Here is a 23498-nt window from a genome sequence, read left to right as displayed (position 1 = left end):
CTCCAGTGAGGTAGCCATGGGAAGGAACAGACCGTCCGCTGTCGAACCGCGTCGGGTCGCCGCCGCGACCGTCGCCCTGCTGCTCTGCGCCGCACTCGCCGCATGTCGCGGCGGGGACACCGAGACCGACGCGTCCGGGGTGAAGACCGACGTCGGGGTCACCGCCGAGCCGTGCCCCGAGGCGGTGGACCAGAACAAGGGGTGCATCTACCTCGGGATCATCTCCGACCTGACCGAGGGGCCGTTCCGGGCACTGGCGGTGCCGATCACCGACGCCCAGAAGGCGTTCTGGAAGCGGGTGAACACCGCCGGCGGGATCGGCGACTACGAGGTCGACGTGACCCGCTGGATCCGGGACAACAAGTACAACCCGCAGACGCACAACCAGGTGTACCAGGAGATGAAGCCGAACGTGCTGGCCCTGGCCCAGACCCTCGGCTCGCCGACCACCGCCGCCATCCTGGCCGACATGAAGGCCAGCAGCGTGGTCGCGGCGCCGGCCGCCTGGACCTCGGCGTACGCCTTCGAGGACGTGATCGTCGAGTCCGGCGCCAACTACTGCCTGGAGTCGATGAACGCGCTCGACTACGCCCGCGAGGCGCACGGGGTGAAATCGGTGCTGGCCGTGCACCTGGCCGGCGACTACGGCGACGACGCGGCGGCCGGCGCCAAGCTCGGCGCGCAGAGCCTGGGCATGACCTTCAGCGCGGTGAAGACCGACACCGGCGCGGACAAGCAGGCCGGCGCGATCCAGGCGATCCTCTCCGGCCGACCCGACCTGGTGATCCTGACCATGGGACCGGCCGACGCGGCGGCGATCGTGGGCCAGGCGGCGGCCCGGGGCTTCACCGGTCGGTTCATCGGCACCAGCCCGACCTGGAATCCTGCGCTGTTGCAGAGCGCCGCCGCGCCCGCCCTGCTAGCCCGCTACGAGCAGACCGCGCCGTGGGACGCCTGGGGTGCCGACACCCCGGGGCACCAGGCGCTGCGCCAGGCGCTGGGCCAGGTCACCCCGAACGACGGGTACACCGCCGGGTGGGTGTGGTCGTATCCGATGAAGGCGGCGCTGACCAAGGCGGTGGCCGACGGCGACCTGACCCGGGCCGGGCTGCTGGCCGCGGTCAAGTCGCTGACCTCGGTCGACTACGAGGGCATGCTGCCGGCCGGCGCCGGCAACTACGCCGCCGGCCCGAGCGACGGCGCGGTCCGGGTCACCGCGGTGTACCGGCCGGACCGGGCCGCCCCGACCGGGGTGACTCAGGTCCGGCCGTTGACCGTCGGGCCGACCGCCCAGGCGTACGCCCTGGACCGGCCCTGCTACGAGAAGCTCTGAGCCGCCCCGCGTCAGCGAGAGCGGCGTGCGGGATCGGGCCGGCCGCGGGCGACCGGGTCACCGGGCCAGTCGGTCGACCGCGGCCACCACCGCGCCGGCGCCGTCCTCGGCGGCCAGCCGGTCGGCGAGGGCCCGGGCGCGGTGCCGCAGGCCCGGCTCGGTCACCGCCGCCCGGATCGCGGTGGCGAGTCCGGTCTCGTCGAGCCGGCGGAACGGCAGTACCGCCGGGCCGACCCCGAGGGCGACCAGCCGGGCGGCCCAGAACGGCTGGTCGGCGAGGATCGGTACCGGCACCGCCGGCACCCCGGCCCGGAGTCCCGCCCCGGTGGTGCCGCAACCGGCGTGGTGGACCAGCGCGGCCATCCGGGGAAAGAGCCAGTCGTGCGGTACGTCCCCGACGGTGAGCAGGTCACCCTCCGGCTGCGGCCCGGCACGGCCCAGCCCCTGCAGAACACCGCGTACGCCGGCCCGGCGTAGCGCCCCGGCGACCAGCGCGTGCAGTCCGGGTCGGGTGTCGGCCAGGCTGCCGAAGCCGACGTAGACCGGGGGTGGGCCGGCGGTGAGGAAGTCGACGAGTTCGGTTGGCGGGCGCCAGCCGGTGCGGGCCAGCGGCCACCAGTAGCCGACCACGTCCAGCCCGGTCGGCCAGTCCGGTGGCCGGGGGAGCACGGTGGGGCTGAACCCGTGCAGCACCCCCCAGCCGTCGGCGGTGGCGCCGCGCTCCAGGCGGGCGAGTCCTGCCGGTGGCAGGCCGAGTTGGGCGCGCAGCCGCCGGGAGGCGTCGGCGTACACCCGGTGGGCCAGTCGCCGGCCGAGCCGTCCGGCGAGCCGGTTACCCCAGCCACCCAGTGAGCGCCGGCCCAGCACGATCGGCGGGAACGCACTGGTGGGAGTGGTCGGCTGGAGGAAGACACCGAGGCTCGGAATGCCGTGGTACTGCGCCACGGAGTAACCCAGCGGCGCGGTCGTGCTGGACAGCAGCAGTACCTCGGTCTCCGCCCCGGCGGCGGCCGCGATGCCGGTGCCGAGGTCGCGCACGAACCGGCTGCCGAGCCGGACGAAGTCGACCAGGCCGGGAGCGCCCGGCACGGTCCAGGACCGGTGCTGCCCGGCGGTGGCGGCCCGGATCGCGGACAGGTCCCCACCGATCGGCCGGAACTCCAGGCCGGCCCCGGTGACCAGGTCGGCGTAGGGGGTCGGGGCGGCGACCGCCAGCCGGTGACCGGCGGCCCGCAGTCGGGCGCCGAGGCCGGTGTAGGGGGCGACGTCGCCGAGGGAGCCGGCGGTGACGATCAGTACCCGCATGGCGACCTCCGGGTGGGCCGGGGCTCCGGCCGCGGTGTGGAGTTGGCGTCGGCCGGGCGTCGCGGGATACCCGGAGTCTACGTCCTGCTCCGGTCTCCGGGCCGGGCTCTTGGCGGAGAAAGGGGTGCCGGTGAGGGGTCGGGTCCGCCCGGCGGTAGCCGGTGGGGTGTTCCGAGGATTCTTCGCACCTCCTGTGGGTAGATGGCCGGATGACGTTGAGATCCGGGCGGTACCAGGCGGACCGCAAGGAGGCGTCCGAGCCGCCTGCCCGCGGCGTCGGTGGGGGGCGACCGCGCGTAGTGATCATCTATGCCAGTGCGGGCGCCGGACACGACGGCGCGAGCCAGGAACTGGCCAGCCGGCTGCGCGGACGCGGGCTGCAGGCGGACTGCGTCGACCTGGCCGACATCTTCCCGTGGGGACTGGGCCGGCTCCTTCGCGGTACCTACCACGGGATGTTGAGCCGGCTGCCGTGGATCTACGGGCTGCTCTTCTCGATCGCCGGCAACTTCAGTCGGGCCGCGCCGATCACCCGGACGCTGCTCCGACCGGTGTGGCCCCGGGTGCTCCAGACGCTGCCCCCGGATACCCGGGCGGTGGTGTCGACATACCCGGTGGTCAGCCAGATCGTCGGTCCGCTGCGCCGGGAGGGGCGGCTCGCCGTACCGGTGATCACGTATCTGACCGACTTCGCGGTGAACCCGATCTGGGTCTCACCCGGCATCGACGTGCACTGCGCCGCGCACCACACCACCCGGGTCGAGGCCCGGGCGCTCGGTGCCGGTGAGGTCCGGATCGCCGGCCGGCTGGTCTCGGCGGCGTTCCGTCCCGGCTCCACGGCGGAGAAGCGCCGCGCCCGCGAGCGCCTCGGCCTGCCCGTCGACGCCCGGCTCGCCCTGCTGGTCGCCGGCTCCTGGGGGGTCGGCGCGGTGGCGCGGACGGCGGCCGAGATCGCGCGTACCGGTGCGGCGGTCCCGGTGGTGGTCTGCGGCCGCAACGAGGCGCTGTTCCGCCGGCTGGAGCGGCGCCGTACCGGATACGTCTTCGGCTGGGTCGACGACATGCCGGAGCTGCTGCGCGCCGCCGACGTGCTGGTGGAGAACGCGGGTGGGCTCACCGCGCTGGAGGCGATGGCCTGCGGTCTGCCGGTCGCGACCTACCGGCCGATCCCCGGACACGGCCGGGCGAACGCGGCGACCATGGCCCGGGCCGGGGTGGCGACCTGGGTGCGCCGCGCCGCCGAGCTCGGTCCGACCCTGCGCCGGCTCGCCGACGGTACGGCCGGCCAGCGGCAGCGGGCGGCCGGGCTGGCCCTGTTCGCGACCGATCCGGCGGCCGTGGTCGCCGAGGTGGCCCGCGGGGGTGCACCGGCCGGCCCGGCGTCCCTGCGCCGGGGACCGGCGTCCGACGCCGGCACGGTCGCCGCGACGTCGCTGGTCGACGAGCCGCTCGGCGCTGCCGCTCTGGTTGACGTCCCGGCGCTGGTCGATGCTCCGGCCCCGCTCGACCCCCCGGGCCCGCTCGACGCTGCCGCTCTGGCCGACGCTCCCACCCCGTTCGACGCTGCCGCTCTGGTCGACGGTCCCACCCCGTTCGACGCTGCCGCTCTGGTCGACGGCGCGGTACCGGCTGGTTCGGAGGTGCCGGTCGAGGTTGCGGCCGGTATGGCCGGAGCGCCGTCCCGCCGGACGCCGACCCGCTGGGTGGGGCTGCGGGCCAGGCTGCGGATCGGCGCGGACCAGCCCCGGGCCGACGGTACGCACCCGGCGAACCGTCCGGACCGGCAAGGCTGACGTGCGGGCCGCCCATCACGGCGCCCGGCCCACCACGGCGGCGGGACGCTCCGGCACCGGGACGCCCCGGCGGGTCCGATCCGGGGCTGCGTCCCGGTGAACGGCATCGCCATCCTGCTCGGACTCGCCTCGGCCGCCTGCTTCGCGGTGAGTTCGGTAGTGGAGCAGCGCGCCGCCAAGCGGGAGCGGCCGACCCGGACCATCGACCCGCGGCTGCTGATCCGGCTGCTGCACCGGCGGCTGTGGCTGCTCGGCACGGTACCGGACGCATTCGGCACCGTGCTGCAGGCCCTGGCACTGCGCTTCGGCGCACTGGCCCTGGTCGAGCCGCTCCTGGTCAGCGGGCTCTTCATGGCGATTCCGCTGGAGGCGGCGATCGAGCGGCGCCGACCACACCGCCGGGACATCCTGGTGGTGGTGATCGGGGTGGTCGGACTGACCGGGTTCCTGTTCGCCGCCGACCCGCGCGGCGGGGTTGCGGAGCCGAAGACGTGGGCCTGGATCGGGGTCGGCGCGGCGGTCGGCGGACTGGTCGCCATCTGCCTGTTGGTGGCCTGGCGAACCCAGGACGCGGCCCGGGGGCTGATGCTCGGCATCGCCACCGGACTGCTGTACGGGACGGCCGCCGCCCTGGTGAAGAGCGTCACCGAGAAGCTGCCGGGCCATCCGGTCGGGATCTTCACGGACTGGCACCTCTACGCCCTCGTCCTGGTCGGCGGTACCGCACTGGTCCTGAACCAGAACGCCTTCCAGGGTGGCCCGATCGCCGCCCCGCTGACCGCGATCGCGCTGCTCGACCCCTTCACCGGCGTGCTGATCGGGGTCTTCGCCTTCGAGGAGGAACTCTCCCTTGAGGGACCCCGGCTCCTTGCCGGGCTGGTCGCGGTAGCGGCGATGATCATCGGCATCTGGATGGCCCGGCGTACCCGGTCAAGCTGACACGCCGACGCGACCGTCGATCCACCCGGCCGTCCGTGCGGATCGGGGGTGCGCCGCGACGGATGGTCGAACACGCCGAGAGGAATTCGCCAGGCCGCGCCGCCGACCGTGGGAATTTCGGTACTCTCGGTGAAGATTACTTAGCGCGAGTGGTGGGTTACGACCAATCCGGCGCGGCGGTCTGGCGCGGCCCCGCTGAGCCGGCTGGACCTCGCGAGAGGCGGCAGCGTGCTTCATCTGACCGACGACGCTCCCGATCATCCGTCCGCGGATCGACCGGGTGGGCGCCGGCAGCCGGACACCGTACTGGCCGGGGAGAACTTCCCGGTCGCACTGCGCGTCCTGCCGGCACGGATCCGCCGGCACCTGCTCGCCCTCTACTGCTACGCCCGGTACGTCGACGACCTCGGCGACGAACCGGACCGGAGTGGCCGGGACGAGACGCCGGCCGCCCGGCTCGCCGCGCTGGACCGTTTCGACCGCGAGGTACGCGCCCTCTACCACGGCCGGCTGCCCCGGCACCCGGTGCTGGTCCGGCTGGCCCCGACCGTGGTCGACTGCCGGCTGCCGGTCGACCCGCTGCTCCGGCTGATCGAGGCGAACCGCCGCGACCAGGTGGTGAGCGGCTATCCGACCTTCGGCGCGCTGGTCGACTACTGCCACCTCTCCGCCGATCCGGTCGGCGAACTGGTGCTGCACGTCTTCGGCGCCGCCACGGCGGACCGGATCCGGCTCTCCGACCGGATCTGCACCGCCCTGCAGGTGATCGAGCATCTCCAGGACGTCGCCGAGGACCGACGCCGGGGCCGGATCTACCTGCCGGCCGAGGAACTGGCGGCGGCCGGGGTGTCCGAGGCGGACCTCGACGCGCCGCGGGCCGACGACCCGCTCCGTACCGTCGTCCGGCGTCAGGCGAAGCGCGCCGCCGACCTGCTCGACGCCGGTGCGCCGCTCGTCGGCGACCTGCGCGGCTGGGCCCGGCTCGCCGTCGGCGGGTACGTCGCCGGTGGGCGGGCCGCGCTCGCCGCCCTGGCCCGGGCCGACCACGACCCGCTGCCCGGGCCGCCGAAACCGACCCGGGGCGGGATCGCCGCCGCCTGGATCAGGTCGTACTGGCCGTCCCGGGCCGCCCTGCGGCCGAGCGGGGTGCGCGGATGACCGACGTCGGGCTGGAACGCGCCTACCGGGAGTGTGCCCGGGTCACCCGTAGCCAGGCGCGCAACTTCTCGTACGGGATCCGGCTGCTCCGGCCCGACCGTCGCGCCGCGCTCTGCGCGGTGTACGCGGTCGCCCGGCGCATCGACGACATCGGCGACGGTGACCTGCCCGCCGCCACCAAGCTGGCCCGGCTCGACCAGATCCGGGCGGCGCTGCACCGACTGCCGGAGGCCGGCGGGGATCCGGTACTGGTAGCCCTCGCCGACGCCGCGTCCCGGCTGCCGATCCCGGTGGCCGCCTTCGACGAGCTGGTCGACGGCTGCGTGGCGGACGTCCGGGGCGCCCGCTACGAGACCTTCGAGGAACTGGTCGGCTACTGCCGTTGCGTCGCCGGGTCGATCGGCCGGCTCTCGCTGGGCGTCTTCGCACTCCGGCCCTCGGTGGACCGGGCGGCCGCCGCCGAACTCGCCGACACGCTGGGCATCGCGCTGCAACTGACCAACATCCTGCGGGACATCGTGGAGGACCGGGCCGCCGGCCGGGTCTACCTCCCCCGCCGAGACCTGGAGCGGTTCGGCTGCACCCTGGACCTCGGCCCGGACGGCGGACTGACCGATCCGCCGGACCGCCTCGCCGCGCTGGTCCGCTGGCAGGCGCACCGGGCCGAGCGGTACTACCAGACCGGGCTGCGGCTGCTGCCGCTGCTGGACCGGCGCAGCGCGGCCTGCGTGGCGGCGATGGCCGGGATCTACCACCGGCTGCTGGCCCGGATGGTGACCGACCCACTGGCGGTGACCCGGCGGCGGGTCTCGCTGCCCAGCTGGGAGAAGGCGTACGTCGCGGCGCGGGCGATGACCCGGAGCGCACCGTGACCGACGGCGACGTCTGCGTGGTCGGGGGTGGACTGGCCGGCATCGCCTCGGCGGTGCGGCTGCTCGACGCAGGGCACCGGGTGACCCTGGTGGAGGCCCGTCCGGCGCTCGGCGGCGCCACCTACTCGTTCCGGCGCGGCGAGCTGACCGTGGACACCGGACAGCACGTCTTCCTCCGCTGCTACCAGGAGTACCGCGAGCTGCTCGCCCGGCTCGGCAGCGCCGGCCGGGCGCCCGTGCAGGACGGGTTCGCGGTACCGGTGGTGCGGGTCGGCGGTCCGCCGCACGTACTGGCCCGCAGCCGCCGGCTGCCGGCCCCGGCCCACCTGCTGCCGGCCCTGCTCGGCTACCGTCCGCTGCGGGTCGGGCAGCGGCTGGCGGCGGTCCGGGCCGCGTCCGCGCTGCGCCGGGTCGAGCCGGACGACCCGGCCGCCGACCGGGTCAGCTTCGGCGCCTGGCTGGCCGCGCACGGGCAGGACGCACCGACCGTGGCCCGGCTCTGGGAGCTGATCTGCACGGCGGCCCTGAACGCTCCACCGGAGCGGGCCTCGCTGGCGCTGGCGGCCCGGGTCTTCCGGACCGGACTGCTCGACCGGGCCGACGCCGCCGACATCGGCCGGCCGACCGCACCACTGGCCGAACTGCACGGTGCCCCGGCCGCCGCACTGCTCCGGCAGCGCGGCGCGACGGTCCGCACCGGGGTACGCGTCCAGCGGATCAATGCCGACCGGGGCCGGTTCCAGGTCACCGGTGACGGCGTCGCACTGACCGCCGACGCGGTGGTGTTGGCGGTGCCGCATCCGCAGGCCGCCCGGCTGGTGCCGGCCGAGGCCGCTCCCGACCGGGCGCGCTGGGCCCGGCTCGGTGCCGCGCCGATCGTCAACGTGCACGTGCACTACCAGCAGCGGGTCACCGAACTGGAGTTCGCCGCCGGGCTGGACACCCCGGTGCAGTGGGTCTTCGACCGGACCCCGCCCGGCGGGTCCGGTCAGTACCTGGTGGTCTCCATCTCCGCCGCTGAGCAGGTGCTGGGCGTCCGGGCCAGCGAGCTGGTCCGGACCTATCTGGCCGCGCTGGCGGAACTCTTCCCGGCGGCCCGGCAGGCCCCGGTCCGGGACGCGTTCGTGACCCGGGAACCCAGGGCGACGTTCCGGCAGGGGCCGGGGTCCCGCAGCGCCCGGCCACCGGCCCAGACCCGGGCACCCGGACTGGCCCTGGCCGGCGCGTGGACCGACACCGGATGGCCGGACACGATGGAGGGCGCGGTACGCAGCGGCCACCGGGCCGCCGACGTGGTCCTCGCCCACCTCGGCTCGGCACCGATCGAGACGAAAGGCGCCGGCCTGACCGGGCGCGACGAGGAGAAGACATGACCGTGATGCTGCCCAGCGTCCTCGCCCAGGTGGACGAACTCGTCCAGCCCGAGATCCGGGCGACGCTGGAACGGATCGACGAGCGCACCCGACTCGTCGCCGGCTACCAGCTCGGCTACTGGGACGCGTCCGGCGAGCCTGCCGGCCGGAGCGGCAAGGGACTGCGTCCCGCGTTGGCGCTGCTCTCCGCACAGGCCGCCGGTCAGCCGGTACGCCGGGGCCTGCCGGCTGCGGTCGCGGTCGAGCTGGTGCACAACTTCTCGCTGCTGCACGACGACGTGATCGACGGTGACCTGGAGCGGCGGCACCGGCCGACGGCCTGGGCGGCGTTCGGCGTCGGGCCGGCGATCCTGGCCGGTGACGCCCTGCTCAGCCTCGCCGACGAGGTGCTGGCGGACGACTCCACCCTGGACGTGCGCGCGGGGCTGGCCACCATGCACACGGCGATCCGCCGGCTGATCGCCGGGCAGGCGGCCGACGTGGCCTTCGAGTCCCGGGCCGACGTCACCCTCGACGAGTGTCTCGGGATGGCCCGGGACAAGACGGCCGCGCTGCTCTCCTGTTCCGCGACGCTCGGCGCGGTGCTCTGCGGCGCCCCGCCGGCGCTGGTCGACGGCCTGGCCCGGTACGGCGAACGCCTCGGCCTGGCCTTCCAACTCGTGGACGACCTGCTCGGCATCTGGGGCGAGCCGGCGGTCACCGGCAAGCCGGTCCTGGCCGACCTGCGGGCCCGGAAGAAGTCGGTCCCGGTGGTCCGGGCCCTCACCTCGGGCGGTCCCGCCGGTGAGCAGCTCGCCGAGCTGTACGCCCGGCCGGACGACCTCTCCGACGCGGACCTGAGTCTGGCCGCCGTGCTGATCGAGGAGACCGGCGCCCGGGACTGGACCGAGAAGCGGGCCGACCGCCTGCTCACCGAGGCGCTGGCCGAGCTGGACCAGTTGGGCGAGCCCCGTTCGGACCAGTTGACCGAGCCCGGCGCGGACCGCCAGCCGTCGGCGGCCGCGGTGCAGCCGGCGGAGCGCTCCGCCGTGCACGCCGACCTGGTGGCGATCGCGCACTTCATGACGGGACGGGACCACTGATGGGCGCGACGGTCTCCACCAGCGACGGCAACCCGACCAGCTCCCGCCCCACCCCACCCGAGGTGCACGGAAGGGCCCTTTCTGCACCAGAAAACGATGAAAGGGGGCCCTTCCTTTCCGCGGAGGCGGCTCTGGACCGGGCGCGGGACCTGCTGCTCGCGCGGCAGCAGCCGGGCGCCTGGTGGCAGGGCGAGCTGGAGACCAACGTGACGATGGAGGCCGAGGACCTGCTGCTGCGGGAGTTCCTGGGCATCCGTACCGAGGTGGAGACCGCGCCGACGGCCCGGTGGATCCGGTCGAAGCAGGGCGCGGACGGCGCCTGGGCGACCTTCCACGGCGGGCCGGGCGACCTCTCCACCACCATCGAGGCGTACGCGGCGCTGCGGCTGGCCGGCGACCCGCCGGATGCCGAGCACATGTGCCGGGCCCGGGAGTTCGTCCTCGCGCAGGGCGGCATCGAGCGGAGCCGGGTCTTCACCCGCCTCTGGCTGGCGATGTTCGGCGAGTGGCCGTGGCATCGGCTGCCGGCGATCCCGCCCGAGGTGGTGCTGCTGCCGTCGTGGTTCCCGCTCAACGTCTACGACTTCGCCTGCTGGGCCCGGCAGACCATCGTGCCGCTGTCGATCGTCCGCTCGCTGCGCCCGGTACGCCCGCTCGGGTTCTCGCTCGGCGAGCTGCGTACCGGTCTGCCGGCGGAACCGGAGGCGCGGCGTGGCAGGGGACGCTGGATGCACCGGCTCGACGCGGCACTGCGCGGCTACGAACGCCACCCGGTCGGCCCGGTACGCCGCAACGCGCTGCGCCGCGCGGCGGAGTGGATCGTCGCCCGGCAGGAGGCCGACGGGTCGTGGGGCGGCATCCAGCCGCCGTGGGTCTACTCGTTGATCGCACTGCACCTGCTCGGCTATCCGCTCTCCCATCCGGTGCTGCGCAGCGGTCTGGCCGGGCTGGAGCGGTTCACCGTCCGGGAGGAGACCCCGGACGGCCCGGTACGCCGGCTGGAGGCGTGCCAGTCCCCGGTCTGGGACACCGCGCTGGCGATGGTCGCGCTCGCCGACGCCGGCGTGCCGGCCGAGCATCCGGCGCTGACCACCGCCGCCGAGTGGCTGCTCGCCGAGGAGATCCGGGTCCCCGGCGACTGGTCGGTGCGTCGGCCCCGGGTCGCACCGGGCGGCTGGGCGTTCGAGTTCGACAACGACGGCTACCCGGACACCGACGACACCGCCGAGGTGTTGTTGGCGCTGCGCCGTGCCGGCGCGCCCGCCGCGGTGCGGCCGGCGATGGAGCGCGGCGTCCAGTGGCTGTGCGGGATGCAGTCCGCCGACGGCGGCTGGGCCGCGTTCGATGCGGACAACACCCGGGCGATCGCCCGTGACCTGCCCTTCTGTGACTTCGGCGAGGTGATCGACCCGCCCAGCGCGGACGTCACCGCGCACGTGGTGGAGGCGCTCTGCGCGGAGGGGCTGGCCGGCTCGATACCGGTCCGCCGGGGCGTGGCCTGGCTGCTGCGCCACCAGGAGGGCGACGGTTCCTGGTTCGGCCGGTGGGGTGCCAACCACGTCTACGGGACCGGCGCGGTCGTACCGGCACTGATCGCCGCCGGGGTGCGTCGGGACGACCCGAGGATCACCCGGGCGGTCTGCTGGCTGCACCGACGGCAGAACTCCGACGGCGGCTGGGGCGAGGACATGCGCTCGTACCGCGATCCGGCCTGGCACGGCCAGGGCGACTCCACCGCCTCGCAGACCGCGTGGGCGCTGCTGGCCCTGCACGCCGCCCGTTCCGAGGACTCGGCGTCGATTCGGCGCGGGGTGGAGTGGCTGGTGCGTACCCAGCGGCCGGACGGGGGCTGGGACGAGCCGCACTACACCGGCACCGGCTTTCCCGGCGACTTCTACATCAACTACCACCTGTACCGGCTGGTGTTCCCGGTCAGCGCCCTCGGCCGGCTGCTACGCGACCCGGACGACATCGCCCGGCTGCGCACCGATCCGGGAGAGCCCAGTTGAGCGACGCGAACTGGGTGCTGTTCGCACCGATGCGGGCGGAGGCACTCGCGCTGCGGCGCGGCCTGCCGCCGGGTGCACCGCTGCGGCGTACCGGTCGGGGGCCGGCCCGGGCCACCCGGGTGGCCGCCGGCTTCCGGGACACCGCCGCGCTGGCGGTGGCCGGGATTGCCGGTGGCCTGGTGCCGACGCTGCGCACCGGGGATGTGGTGGTGGCCACCGAGGTACGTCGGGCCGGCGTGGTCGGCGGTGCCCCGGTCCCGTGTCCGGCCGCCCCGATGCTCGCGGCGGCGCTGCGCCAGCGCGGCCTGACCGTCCACCTGGGACCGGTGGCGACCAGCCGACGGATCGTGGACGGCGCCGACCGGGCCCGGCTCGCCGGTACCGGCGCGATCGCGGTGGACACCGAGTCGGCAGCGTTGCTGGCCGGCGCCGCCGGACGGCCGATCGCCTGCGTCCGGGTGGTCGCGGACGTGCCGCCGCATCCGCTGTACCGGCCCGCGACGCTGCGCCGGGTGGTGGCGGCGCTGCGGGTGCTGCCGCGGCTCGGCCCGGCCCTGTCGGAGTGGGCGGCGGCAACCACGGCCCGGCAGGTGGTGCTGGCCGCGCCCCGGTCGTTCTGTGCCGGGGTGGAGCGGGCGATCAGCGTGGTGGAGCAGGCACTGGAGCGGCACGGCCCGCCGGTCTACGTCCGCAAGCAGATCGTGCACAACCTGCACGTCATCGCCGACCTGCAACGCCGGGGCGCGGTCTTCGTCGACGAACTGGCCGAGATCCCGGACGGGGCGACGACCGTCTTCTCCGCGCACGGGGTGGCGCCGGCCGTCCGGCAGATCGCCGCCGACCGGGGGCTGCCGGTGATCGACGCGACCTGTCCACTGGTGACCAAGGTGCACAGCGAGGCACGCCGGTTCGCCGGGCGGGGCAACACGGTGCTGCTGATCGGGCACGCCGGGCACGAGGAGACCGAGGGCACCCTCGGCGAGGCGCCCGGCCGGATCACCCTGGTGGAGTCGGTCGGTGACGCCGAGCGGATCGAGGTCGCCGACCCGGACCGGGTGTCGTACCTGGTGCAGACCACCCTGGCCGTGGACGAGGTGGCCGGGGTCCTCGACGTACTCCGGCGGCGGTTCCCCGCGCTGACCGGACCAGCCTCGGACGACATCTGCTACGCCACCACCAACCGGCAGGCGGCGCTGCGCGAGGTGGCCGCCGTCGCCGACGTGGTGCTGGTGCTCGGCTCGGCCAACTCGTCGAACTCCCGGCGCCTGGTCGAGGTGACCGAGCGCGGCGGCACTCCGGCGTACCTGGTCGACGACGTCGAGCAGGTCGACCTGCGCTGGCTCGCCGGTGCACGGACGATCGGCGTGACCGCCGGTGCGTCGGCGCCGCCCTGGCTGGTCGACCAGACCGTGGCGGCACTGGTCGGACTCGGCGCCGACGCGGTACGGGAGCACACCACTCAAACCGAGGATGTGCACTTCACCCTTCCCAAGGAGATTCGAACGCCATGACGGGGACCAGTTCGCGCAGTGCCGCGTGGGACCGCCGCGCGCCGATCGACCGGCCGACCGGAACGGGGTGCTGACCATGGGAATGCCACTACGCCAGAGCCTGCGGGTCGGCCGCTACCTGATGGGGCAGAAACTGCGCCGGAGGACGCACTTTCCGCTGCTGGTCGAGTTGGAGCCGCTCTTCGCCTGCAACCTCGCATGTGCCGGCTGCGGAAAGATCCAGCATCCGGCGGACGTGTTGAAACGACGGATGCCGGTGGAGCAGGCGCTGGCCGCGATCGAGGAGTGCGGGGCGCCGATGGTCTCCATCGCCGGCGGCGAGCCGCTGATGCACCCGGAGATCGACCGGCTGGTCGACGAACTCGTCAAGCGCCGCAAGTACGTCTTCCTCTGCACCAACGCCGCGCTGCTGCGCAAGAAGCTGCACAAGTTCACTCCGTCCCGGTACTTCTCGTTCGCCGTGCACATCGACGGGCTGCGGGAGCGGCACGACGCCTCGGTCTGCAAGGAGGGGGTCTTCGACGAGGCGGTCGAGGCGGTGAAGGAGGCGAAGCGGCGCGGCTTCCGGGTCACCAGCAACACGACCTTCTTCTCCACCGACACCCCGCAGACCGTGATCGAGGTGCTCGACTACCTCAACGACGACCTGGGCGTCGACCAGATGATGCTCTCCCCGGCGTACGCCTACGACAAGGCGCCGGACCAGGAGCACTTCCTCGGCGTCGCGGAGACCCGGGCGATGTTCAGGAAGGCGTTCGCCGAGGGGCGCCGGAGGAAGTGGCGGCTGAACCACTCGCCGCTCTTCCTGGACTTCCTGGAGGGAAAGGTCGACTTCTCCTGTACCGCCTGGGCCATCCCGTCGTACTCGCTCTTCGGCTGGCAGCGCCCGTGCTACCTGCTCGGCGACGGCTACGTGCAGACGTACCAGGAGCTGATCGAGACCACCGACTGGTCGGCGTACGGCCGGGGGCGGGACGCCCGCTGCGCCAACTGCATGGCGCACTGCGGGTACGAGCCGACGGCGGTGCTCGCCACCATGTCCTCGCTGCGCGAGTCGATCCGGGCGGTTCGGGCCAACTGAGGTGCAGGGAATGGGCTCAGCCGAACCGGTCGGCGAGGCGTCGGTAGGTGGCCGGCAGGGTGGCCCGGACCGCGATCGGCAGCACCATCCAGCGCGGCAGGCAGACCTCGTGCCGGCCGGTGAGCATGGCGGTGAGCAGGGCGTCGGCGGCCCGCTCCGCCGGCACGGGCCGGGGGTGACGGCGTGGGTACGGCCGGCCCCGGCGGGCGAAGAACGGGGTGTCCACCACGGCGGGGACGAGTTCGGTGACCACGATGCCCCGGCCGGTCGTCTCCTTGCGGAGGCTGTCGGCGAATACGCTCAGCCCGGCCTTGGTACCGGCGTAGACCGCCTCCTCCCGTACGCCGAGCCGCCCGGCGATGGAGCCGACGAAGCCGAGCCGGCCGCTGCCCCGGGCCAGCATCCCGGGGAGCACCGCCCGGACGAGCAGCATCGGGGCGGTCAGGTTCGCCGCCACCAGCGCGTGGATCTCGGCGTCGGTCATCCCGGTGAGTGGCCCGGCGAAGCCCTGGCCGGCGTTGTTGACCAGGACGTCGACCCGGCCGGCGCTGTCGAGTACCCGGGCGGCGAGTTCCGCGGTGTGGTCGGGGTCGGTGAGGTCGCACGGGATCGCCGTACCGCCGGACTCGGCGGCGACCGCCGCGAGCCGTTCCGGGTCGCGGCCGCTGAGGAACACCCGTGCGCCGGCACCGGCCAGCCGTCGGGCCGCTGCGGCGCCGATCCCGGAGGATGCGCCGGTGACCAGGGCGACGGCGCCAGCCAGGCGGCGGGAGGTCATACCGGTAGTGTGGCCCATCCGCGGCCGGCGGACCGGACGGAGCGCCGAATGCGTTGCGGCTCAGGAGGCGAGGTCGGCGAGGATGGCGCGGAGGAACGCCGGGGTCTCGGTCGGCGGGACGGCTTCGACGCAGAGCCGTTCCATCGCCGCGGCGTAGTAGTCCACGTCGTCGCGCTTGTCGAGGTAGAGCGCGCTGGTGAGCTGTTCCATGTAGACGACGTCCGGCAGTTCCTGGTCGGGGAAGCGGAGCAGGCTGAACGCGCCCCCGGCGGCGGCGTGCCCGCCGGCCCGGAACGGGATCACCTGGACCGTGACGTTGGGCAGCCTGCCGGCCTCGATGAGGTGCTCGATCTGGCCGCGCATCACACCGGCCCCGCCGATCGGCCGGCGCAGGGCCGCCTCGTCCACCACGGCCCACAGTTGCGGCGCACCGGGCCGGGTCAACACCTTCTGCCGGTCCATCCGGAGCTCGACCCGACGCTCGATCTCGTCGGGCGGTGCCCCGTCGTGGGCGAGCAGCACGACGGCCCGGGCGTAGTCCCGGGTCTGCAACAGCCCGGGGATGTACTGCACCTCGTACGCCCGGATCAGCGCCGCCGCCGCCTCCAGCCCGAGGTAGGACTGGAACCAGTTCGGCAGTACGTCGCCGTACCGGTGCCACCATCCGGGGTTGTTGGCCTGGCGGGCCAGGGCCAACAGCGCGGACCGTTCGTCCTCGTCGGTCACCTGGTAGAGAGTCAGCAGATCGGCTACGTCACGTTCCTTGAATCCCACCCGGCCCAGCTCCATCCGGCTGATCTTGGACCCGGACGACCTGATCTCCCAGCCCGCGTCGTCGCGGCTGACGCCCCTGGCCTCCCGCAGTTTGCGCAACTGGCTTCCGAGCAGGATCCGCAGCACGGTGGGGCCGCCCGCCATTCCGGGGTCGGCGGCTCCGCCCGCGAAGACCGGTCCACCGTCGACGGCCGATCCACCGTCGGCGACCTCGCCGTCGGGGACCGAACCACGGCCGGATGGAGCCATCGTCACGTGTCGCCTCCACACATGCTCGACGCAGCCCGCCGGGGGCTGGGCAAATCCGTCGGTAAGCATGCCATGCCCTGACGGTGAGGAGGGTAGACCCAACGCGCTAATTTTCGCGACTCTCGGCCAGTCGCCGGTCGCGGAGACGTGTCGGGGTGGTGGCGAACGGTGTTGGCGTACCGGCGCCGGAGGCGCCGCTGTTCAGCCGATGAGGTTGTCGAAGTCCCCGTCGCGGGCACCGAGGATGAAGGCGGTGATCTCGTCGACCGTGTAGATCAGTGCCGGCCCGTCGGGGTCACGGGAGTTGCGGACCGCGATACCGGCGCCGCCGGGCAACTCGGCCATCTCGACGCAGTTCCCGCTGGGGTTGCTGCGGCGGCTCTTCTGCCAGGCGAGGGTCGGCAGCTGGCCGGTGGACATGCCGTTGTACGTCTGAATCATCGCCAGTCTTTCTGGAGGTTCCGGAGGGCTGGGGGCGGTGGGCGTCGCGTAGGCCCGACTGCGTACTTGATTCCTCCCCGTGGACGCGTCCTCAGCCGTGACGGTGCGTGGAACACCGCGTCTGGTCATCTCTGCATGACCATCTGCACGTGCATTCGCTCTTGCGTCTGCACCTGACAGCGAGCATGATAGCGCGGTAAGGGTGTGTCCGTTTGTTCACTTTTCGTGATGGAGGCGGGGGGCCGTTGCCAGCGCAATCGAAGCGTCGGGGACCAGGCAAGATCGCTCGCGTGCCCGCCTGCCTGGGCAGATGGTCGCCAACACATCGCGACGGCACGGTTTCCGCCCGTGCTGGGGTAGGCGAACTTGGATCACGGACAGTCACCGTTTACTCTCCGCTACCAGCCATCGGACAGCGGCCCGGTCCGGCCCACGACCCGTCCCCGAGCCGGGTCTCCTGAAGGGACACGGCACTGTGGATCCCTTCACCGTCGCGGCCGGCGCAGCCGCGGTAGCCGGCCTCGGCACGGCCTGGCGGATGCGCGGACGGATGCGGATGGCCGAGGCGGAGGTGGCCCGGCTCCGCGAGGAGTTGCAGTCGGAACGGCACGCGGCCACCCACGACCCGCTGACCGGGCTGCTCAACCGGCGGGCCTTCTACCAGGTCGGCGCCGCGCTGGTCGCCGATCCCGGCCGGCCGCCGCTGGTCGCGGTGGTCCTGGACCTCGACGACTTCAAGCAGGTCAACGACCGGTTCGGCCACGCCGCCGGTGACCAGGTGCTCATCGCGGTGGCCTGGCGGTTCGCGGCGTACGCCGGCAACAACCTGGTGGCCCGGCTCGGCGGCGACGAGTTCGCCGGCCTGCTCGCCGGCGCCCGTGCCGACGGGCGCTGGCTGCACCAGTCCGCGCGACGGCTCGCGGAGCTGCTCTCCGCACCGATCCAGGTGGCCGAGCGTGACCTGCGGGTCACCGCGTCGATCGGACTGGCTCCGGTGCATGGCTGTACACAGTTGACCGATGCGCTCAACCACGCCGACGCCGCGATGTACCGGGTGAAGACCCAACGGGCCAGACTCGCCCCGGCCGATCTCGACGCAGCCGGTTGCGTCGGTCCGTCCGGGGGGTACGTCCGAGGCCAGGCGCACCTGGGCCTGTCGAGCGGTACGACCGGCGAGGCCACCGGCACGCCGGCCGTGCCCCGTGAACTGATCGAGACGACACCCGGTGCCGAGTCAGGAGGGCAGTGACAAAATGCCAGTACCCAACGTGGATCCGCACCGACGGGACCCGGCGGAGATCGACCCCGCCGCGAGTTACCGGCCGACCGATCCGGTATGGGTCTACCGGTCCGGCACCTGGCGCGCCGGGGTGGTCGAGGCGGCCTCGGCGCTGGCCGCGACGGTCACGTACCGGCCGAACAGCGCCCGGGGCACCGGGGTGGACACCCTCACCGCGCAGTACATGATCCGGCGGCAGGAGCCGGACCCACTGCTGGACGGCGAACCCGCCGGCCGGCGCTAGGACTGCCGCCCCGGTGTTCCACGGGCCCGGACTCCGTCGACTGCTCGGCGGGCGCCGGAACCCGCCCCGTCGACTGCTCAGCGAGCGCGGGGACCGCCTCGAGTGCTCAGCGGGCGCCGGAACCTGCCCGTCGGTGCTCAGCGGGTGCGGGTGCGGGTGCGGGAGCGGCGGCCCGCGTAGGCGCCGAGCGCCGCGACCGGGCCGGCGCCGAGCGCCGAGCCGAGCGCCACGAGCACCGCACCGATCACCCAGAGCCCGTCGCCGTCCGGGTCCGTCGCGGCGTCGACCGAGAAGGCCACGGTGAGCACCGCCGGTACCACGACGCCGGCCAGCCACGGCCGGCCCCGGCGCCCCGTCTCGAAGACCAGTAAGGCCAGTACCAGCCCGAGACCGAGTACCTGCCACGCCGAGTACGGACCGGTCTGCGCCCCGGTCACCGGGTCGGTCTCCTTCTGCTGGTCCCAGCCGAGGAACGCCCAGTAGGCCAGTGCGGTGAGGCCGGCGAGCCCGACGATCCAGAGCGGGGTGTGCCGGCGGTGGCCCGGCTGCCGTCCGGTCATCAGGAGCCGCCCGAGTGATTCCCGGCGGTAGCCGTGTGGAGGGACGGGCGGTCGGTTGTCGGCATGGCATCGGCTCCTCTGGCTGGGTGGAACTGTCGAATCCGGCTCGGATGCTTGCGAGCAGACCTCCCCGGCTGCCAACCGTGGGAGGTGCTGAACCCGACTCTCCACCACCGACGTCTGGCGCGACCCGAGTACCCCTACTCAGTCCGTGCGCTCGCTCACCCCTTCAGTCCGGAGGTGGCGACGCCCTGCACCAGGAACCGCTGGAAGAACAGGAAGAACGCGATGACCGGCACCAGGGCCAGCATCGACATCGCCATCAGCGCACCGTAGTCGGAGATGGTGGTCTGGTCGATGTAGAGCTGCAACGCCAGCGGCAGCGGGTACTTCTCCGGGGTGCTGAGGTAGATCAGCGGGCCGAAGAAGTCGTTCCAGGTCCAGATGAAGGTGAAGATCGCGGTGGTGACCAGGGCGGGCCGGGACAGCGGCAGTACGATGTGCCAGAACGTGGCCCAGTGTCCGGCGCCGTCGATCCGGGCCGACTCGTCCAGCTCGGCCGGGATGGTCCGCATGAACTGCACCATCAGGAAGACGAAGAACGCCTCACCGGAGAGGAACTTGCCGACCAGCAGCGGCAGGTAGGTGTCGACCAGGCCGAGCCGCTGGAAGACCGCGTACTGCGGAATGATCAGGACGTGGAACGGTAGCAGCAGGGTCGAGATCATCAGCCCGAACATGGTTGCCCGGCCCCGGAAGCGCAGCCGGGCGAAGGCGTAGCCGGCGAGCGCCGACGAGGCGACCGTGCCGACCACCGAGAGCCCGGCGAGCAGCGCCGAGTTTCCGAAGAACCGCAGCACGCCGATTCCGGCCAGCCCGTCGGCGGCCCGCTGGTAGTTTGCCACCGTCGGTTCGTTCGGCAGCAGGTGCAGGCTGCCGAGGATCGACTGGGACGGCTTGAACGAGGCGGCCACCAGCCAGCCGACCGGGTAGAGCAGCACGGCCAGGATCGCCAGCGCGCCGAGGTGCCAGGCCAGGCTGGCCCACCGGCGGCGGGGCGCGGAGCGGCCCGCGACCGCCGTCCGGGGCGGCGAACCGGTCCGGGGTACCTCGGTGGTGGTCATCGCTGGTCTCCGGCGTAGTGCACCCAGCCCCGGGCGGTCCGGAACAGGAACGCGGTCACCAGGCCGACGCCGAGCAGCAGCATCCAGGCCAGCGCCGAGGCGTAGCCCATCTGGAAGTCGGCGAAGCCCCGGTCGTAGAGGTAGACGGTGTAGAAGAGTGTCGAGCCGGCGGGGCTGCCGTTCCGGCCGCCGATGACGTACGCCGAGGTGAAGATCTGGAACGAGTTGATGGTCTCCAGCAGCAGGTTGAAGAAGAGCACCGGCGAGATCATCGGCAGTGTCACCGACCGGAATCGGCGCCAGCGGCCGGCGCCGTCGACCTGGGCGGCCTCGTAGAGTTCGGCGGGCACCTGCTTCAGCCCGGCCAGGAAGATCACCATCGGCGCGCCGAACTGCCAGACGGCCAGTAGCACCAGCATCAGCAGTGAGAGCTCGGGATTGCCGACCCAGCCGCCGACCTCCGCCCCGACGGCGCGGAGCAGCCGGTCGACCACCGCGTCGTCGCTGAACAGCGCCCGCCAGACGATCGCCACGCTGACGCTGGCCCCGATCAGCGACGGCCCGTAGAACGCCGCCCGGTAGAAGCCCCGGGCGCGGCGACGCTGGTGCAGCAGCAGCGCCACCGCCAGCGCGGCGGCCAGCTTGACCGGTACGGCGATCAGCACGTACCCGCCGGTGACCCGGATCGACTGGAGCCAGCGCTGGTCGCCGAACATCCGCCGGTAGTTCTCCAGCCCGATCCACTCCGGTTCGGTGAAGAGGTTGTAGTCGGTGAAGGAGAGGTAGAGCGAGGCGGCCATCGGTCCGACGGTCAGCAGCAGCATGCCGAGGATCCACGGAGACAGGAACAGGTAGCCGGCGGGTCCGTCGCCCGGTCGCCGGGGCCGCCGCCCCGGTGCGGCGCCGACCCGGCGGGAACGCGGCGCCGGACCGGCCGGTTCGTCGGGGCGTACGGCGCTCTGGCTGGTCGCCATGCGCTGCTGGTGCTCCTTTCGCTTCAGGAACCGAGCTTCTGCCCCGCCTCGGTGAAGAACTCGTCCACCGCCCGGTCGACGGAGATCCGGCCGTAGTGGAGTTCCTCGCTGATCCGGATGAAGGTCGCCTCGACACTGCCGGCGCCCTTCGGCGGCGCCGGGGGAGCCTTGGTCAACTGGTCGGCGATGCTCTTCTCGTAGGCGGCGACCTCGGCCAGCGGACCCTGGAGCTGGGCGGCTGCCCGCTGGGCGTTGGTGGCCGGCAGACCGCGGTTGGCACCGAAGATCCGGCCGACCTCCGGGTCGTTGATCAGGAACGAGATCAGCTCGGCGGCCTCCTCCGGGTGTTCGGTCCGGCTGGCGGCGCTGAGCAGCATCGCCGGTTTCAGGTACTGGCCGAGCTGCCCGGGGTTGTCGGTCGGCACCGGTGCGAGCTTCAACGGGGTCTTGACCTCGGCGGCGTACCGGACGAGGAAGTTGTCCCAGCCGAGTTCGGAGGCGATCAGGTCGTCGACGAAGCCGGAGCGGGGTTTGATCTGCACCGCCTTGTCCACCGGCAGCACCACCCCGGCCTTGATCAGCTCTTGGCCCTCGGTCCAGAACGCGCCGAGCTGCTCCCTGGTGAAGCCGAGCCTGCCGTCCGGGGTGAAGAGCTGCCCGCCCTGCTGGCGGAGCCGCACCTCCAGGTTGTAGATGATGCCGGTGTAGTTGCCGCCGCCGTAGCTGTCGGTGGCCTCGGTGATCTTCGCCATGCCGTTCCGGTAGTCCTGCCAGGTCCAGCCGGCGGCCGGTTCCGGCACTCCGGCCTTGGCGAAGATCGCCGGGTTGTAGTACATGCTCCAGGTGTTGCCGCCCACCGGTACGCCGTACAGGGCGCCGTCGACCTCGCCGGCGCCCTGGAAGCCGGGGAGCAGGTCGTCGAGGACGAGATGGTCGCCGGTCTGCTTCTTCAGGTCGAGCAGCACGCCCCGGTCGGCGTACTCGCGCAGATAGGAGAAGTCCATCTGAAGTACGTCCGGGGCGTTGCCGCCGGCCGTCTCGGTGGCCATCTTCTGCCAGTACGCCTCGTACTCCTGGAAGCTCGGTGTGATCTTGATGTCCGGGTTCTTCGACTCGAAGAGCGCGATCGCCTGTTTCATCAGGTCGGCCCGTTCGGCATTGCCCCACCAGGAGTACCGGAGGGTGGCCGGCCCGGACTCGGAGTCGCCGCCGCAGCCGGCGAGCGCTGTGCCGAGACAGGCGAGGGCGACGCTGCCGGCGACGATAGTTCTGAAACGTTTCATCATTGCCGTGAAACCTCCCGGGCCAGTTCGCGCGGCATCGGACGGGGTAAGGGTGAGCCTGAGAAGCCTGCCAGGTACGTTAGGAGACTGATTTACATTCGTCAATGACTGAGTAAAAACGTTCCAAGGCAACGCTCCCGGCACCCCCGTCACCGGTGCGTTGCAGGGGTCGGACGCACCGAGAGGGACAACGCCCCGGCGAGGGCACCGGACACGGCGGTAGGGATACTCAGGCAACCCACATTTTTCCGGTTTATCGGGTGTTACGGTCGAAATCGGCAGTGTTGTTCGGGTCACGCCGAAACCTGAAAGAGGGCCGGACATGCCCAGCCAAGAGGTCGCCGGGGAGACCGGATCGCGGATCCGGTCGGCCGGACCGCAGCCGCAGCCGCAGCCGAGCGTGACCGCCGGCCCGAATCAACGTCCCGGTACCGTCACCGCAGCCTCCCTGTCCGAACTGGTCGGTTACCGGGCGGCGGTGGCGGAGTTGGTCGCCGGGGTGACCGGCCAGGCCGGCCGCGACGACCTGCCCAGGCTGGAGCGGACTCTGACGGACCGGATCACCGGCCCCGACTTCCGCGCGGTGCTCGGGGTACTCCCCGGTGGTGCCGCAGAGGCGGCGAGCCGGCTGGTCCGGGAGATCCGGGACTACCGGCCGAACAACCGCGGCGGCGCCGGCAACCTCGCCGGGCTGGTCCGGATCTACCTGCTCTCCCGGATCGACGTCATGTGGTGGGGACACCTGCCCGGCTTCCCGACCGACGCCGACCTGCACGACTCGGCCGAACTGGTCGACCTCGACGCGCTCCGCCGCACCGGCCTGCTCCGGTTCCGCTACCGGCGCCCGGCCGAGCACCCGCTGACCCGGGCAGCCCGGACGGTGCGGCGCCGGGTCCGGCCGCGCTCGGGCGCGCCGGCAGGTCGCGCCGCGCCACCGGCCACCGGTGGTGGACCCCGGACCACCCGGACCCGACCCGAGGTGGTGGCGTTGCTGAACCAGCTCGCCGCGGACCTCGCCCGGCGCCGTCCGGGACCGACCCCGCCGCTCCGGGTGACAAGCCTCGCCCGCAGCCTGGAACACCAGCATCGGCTCCGGGCCCTCGGGTACGCGGCCATGCTGCCCAGCGGGCACTGCCCCGGGTACGCGATGGATCTGGAGATGTCCTGGCTGCGCCGCTTCGACGCGCCCGGCATGGTCGCGGCCCTGCTCCGGGAGCGGCAGGGCTGGGGTGACGTCAACGTGATCGACGAGGGTCAGACCTGGCACGTCTGTGTCAGTCCGCGCGCGGCCAACCGGCTGCGGCGCGACTTCCTGACCGCACTGGGAGGTTGAGCG

General features: G+C 73.1%; 20 protein-coding genes and 2 pseudogenes. 14 read left to right on the top strand and 8 right to left on the bottom strand.

Features of this window, described 5'->3' with window-relative positions:
* The first annotated feature begins 16 nt into the window (after positions 1-16).
* Entirely contained in the window at positions 17-1333 is a 1317-nt protein-coding gene (locus ABNF97_RS25005; protein ID WP_349340004.1) for an ABC transporter substrate-binding protein, read from the top strand.
* A gap of 57 nt (positions 1334-1390) precedes the next feature.
* Here the strand turns inward: ABNF97_RS25005 and ABNF97_RS25000 are convergent, their stop codons facing one another.
* Complete coding sequence (locus tag ABNF97_RS25000) at positions 1391-2638, bottom strand: nucleotide disphospho-sugar-binding domain-containing protein (RefSeq protein WP_130463227.1); 1248 nt, start codon at positions 2636-2638, stop codon at positions 1391-1393.
* Between the two features lie 299 nt (positions 2639-2937).
* Between ABNF97_RS25000 and ABNF97_RS24995 the strand changes: the two genes are divergently transcribed.
* The 10 genes and pseudogenes from ABNF97_RS24995 to hpnH all read left to right on the top strand — a co-directional run bounded on the left by ABNF97_RS24995 (position 2938) and on the right by hpnH (position 14456).
* Positions 2938-4431, top strand: coding sequence for an MGDG synthase family glycosyltransferase (locus ABNF97_RS24995; RefSeq protein ID WP_349340003.1), 1494 nt, complete (start codon positions 2938-2940; stop codon positions 4429-4431).
* Between the two features lie 96 nt (positions 4432-4527).
* Entirely contained in the window at positions 4528-5370 is an 843-nt protein-coding gene (locus tag ABNF97_RS24990; RefSeq protein WP_130463225.1) for a DMT family transporter, read from the top strand.
* Between the two features lie 228 nt (positions 5371-5598).
* A complete protein-coding gene (gene hpnC, locus ABNF97_RS24985) occupies positions 5599-6528 on the top strand; it encodes a squalene synthase HpnC (RefSeq protein WP_207230534.1) in 930 nt (309 codons plus the stop codon).
* On the top strand, positions 6525-7400 hold the full coding sequence (gene hpnD, locus ABNF97_RS24980; protein ID WP_130463224.1) for a presqualene diphosphate synthase HpnD: 876 nt from the start codon (positions 6525-6527) through the stop codon (positions 7398-7400). The genes hpnC and hpnD overlap by 4 nt, the downstream gene beginning before the upstream one ends.
* Positions 7397-8773: a hydroxysqualene dehydroxylase HpnE gene (gene hpnE / locus ABNF97_RS24975; RefSeq protein ID WP_130463223.1), complete on the top strand. Its 1377-nt coding sequence runs from the start codon at positions 7397-7399 to the stop codon at positions 8771-8773. The genes hpnD and hpnE overlap by 4 nt, the downstream gene beginning before the upstream one ends.
* Positions 8770-9855, top strand: a complete 1086-nt coding sequence (locus ABNF97_RS24970; RefSeq protein ID WP_130463222.1) for a polyprenyl synthetase family protein — start codon at positions 8770-8772, stop codon at positions 9853-9855. Before hpnE ends, ABNF97_RS24970 begins: the two co-directional genes overlap by 4 nt.
* Entirely contained in the window at positions 9855-11864 is a 2010-nt protein-coding gene (gene shc / locus ABNF97_RS24965) for a squalene--hopene cyclase (RefSeq protein ID WP_349340002.1), read from the top strand. The genes ABNF97_RS24970 and shc overlap by 1 nt, the downstream gene beginning before the upstream one ends.
* 29 nt (positions 11865-11893) lie before the next feature.
* Positions 11894-12328 (top strand): annotated as a pseudogene (locus ABNF97_RS34305) (phosphorylase family protein); the annotation flags it as partial.
* A 90-nt stretch (positions 12329-12418) separates the two neighbouring features.
* The gene (gene ispH, locus ABNF97_RS34300; protein ID WP_502930550.1) at positions 12419-13375 is read left to right on the top strand and encodes a 4-hydroxy-3-methylbut-2-enyl diphosphate reductase; all 957 of its coding nucleotides are present in this window, start codon (positions 12419-12421) and stop codon (positions 13373-13375) included.
* 76 nt (positions 13376-13451) lie between these two features.
* On the top strand, positions 13452-14456 hold the full coding sequence (gene hpnH, locus ABNF97_RS24955) for an adenosyl-hopene transferase HpnH (RefSeq protein ID WP_130463220.1): 1005 nt from the start codon (positions 13452-13454) through the stop codon (positions 14454-14456).
* 16 nt (positions 14457-14472) lie between these two features.
* Here the strand turns inward: hpnH and ABNF97_RS24950 are convergent, their stop codons facing one another.
* From ABNF97_RS24950 to ABNF97_RS24940, 3 genes are all read right to left on the bottom strand, one after another.
* Complete coding sequence (locus ABNF97_RS24950) at positions 14473-15234, bottom strand: SDR family NAD(P)-dependent oxidoreductase (protein WP_130463219.1); 762 nt, start codon at positions 15232-15234, stop codon at positions 14473-14475.
* 60 nt (positions 15235-15294) lie between these two features.
* Complete coding sequence (locus tag ABNF97_RS24945; protein ID WP_130466041.1) at positions 15295-16152, bottom strand: Sco1979 family transcriptional regulator; 858 nt, start codon at positions 16150-16152, stop codon at positions 15295-15297.
* A 306-nt stretch (positions 16153-16458) separates the two neighbouring features.
* Entirely contained in the window at positions 16459-16698 is a 240-nt protein-coding gene (locus ABNF97_RS24940; protein WP_130463218.1) for a DUF397 domain-containing protein, read from the bottom strand.
* Positions 16699-17173: 475 nt separating this feature from the next.
* Here ABNF97_RS24940 and ABNF97_RS24935 point away from each other — a divergent pair.
* Both ABNF97_RS24935 and ABNF97_RS24930 read left to right on the top strand, forming a co-directional pair.
* Positions 17174-17761: pseudogene (locus ABNF97_RS24935) on the top strand (GGDEF domain-containing protein); the annotation flags it as partial.
* Positions 17762-17951: 190 nt separating this feature from the next.
* The gene (locus ABNF97_RS24930; protein WP_130463216.1) at positions 17952-18221 is read left to right on the top strand and encodes a hypothetical protein; all 270 of its coding nucleotides are present in this window, start codon (positions 17952-17954) and stop codon (positions 18219-18221) included.
* Positions 18222-18358: 137 nt separating this feature from the next.
* On the opposite strand, the gene ABNF97_RS24925 is transcribed toward ABNF97_RS24930, so the two are convergent.
* The 4 genes from ABNF97_RS24925 to ABNF97_RS24910 form a co-directional block, all read right to left on the bottom strand.
* Positions 18359-18781 carry a hypothetical protein gene (locus ABNF97_RS24925; RefSeq protein WP_349340000.1) on the bottom strand — a complete coding sequence of 141 codons (423 nt, stop codon included), beginning with the start codon at positions 18779-18781 and terminating at the stop codon, positions 18359-18361.
* 221 nt (positions 18782-19002) lie between these two features.
* Complete coding sequence (locus ABNF97_RS24920) at positions 19003-19905, bottom strand: carbohydrate ABC transporter permease (RefSeq protein WP_349339999.1); 903 nt, start codon at positions 19903-19905, stop codon at positions 19003-19005.
* The gene (locus tag ABNF97_RS24915) at positions 19902-20879 is read right to left on the bottom strand and encodes a carbohydrate ABC transporter permease (RefSeq protein WP_349339998.1); all 978 of its coding nucleotides are present in this window, start codon (positions 20877-20879) and stop codon (positions 19902-19904) included. The genes ABNF97_RS24920 and ABNF97_RS24915 overlap by 4 nt, the downstream gene beginning before the upstream one ends.
* A 23-nt stretch (positions 20880-20902) precedes the next feature.
* Positions 20903-22165 (bottom strand): ABC transporter substrate-binding protein, encoded by a 1263-nt coding sequence (locus tag ABNF97_RS24910; protein WP_349339997.1) that lies wholly within the window; start codon positions 22163-22165, stop codon positions 20903-20905.
* A 319-nt stretch (positions 22166-22484) separates the two neighbouring features.
* Between ABNF97_RS24910 and ABNF97_RS24905 the strand changes: the two genes are divergently transcribed.
* Positions 22485-23495, top strand: a complete 1011-nt coding sequence (locus ABNF97_RS24905; RefSeq protein ID WP_349339996.1) for a hypothetical protein — start codon at positions 22485-22487, stop codon at positions 23493-23495.
* The last annotated feature ends 3 nt before the right edge of the window (positions 23496-23498 follow it).

Origin of the sequence: Plantactinospora sp. B6F1 (assembly GCF_040120695.1) — a bacterium.
Taxonomy (GTDB): domain Bacteria; phylum Actinomycetota; class Actinomycetes; order Mycobacteriales; family Micromonosporaceae; genus Plantactinospora.
The sequence above is the reverse complement of the archived record's forward strand: the minus strand, read 5'-3'. Positions and strand labels throughout refer to the sequence as shown.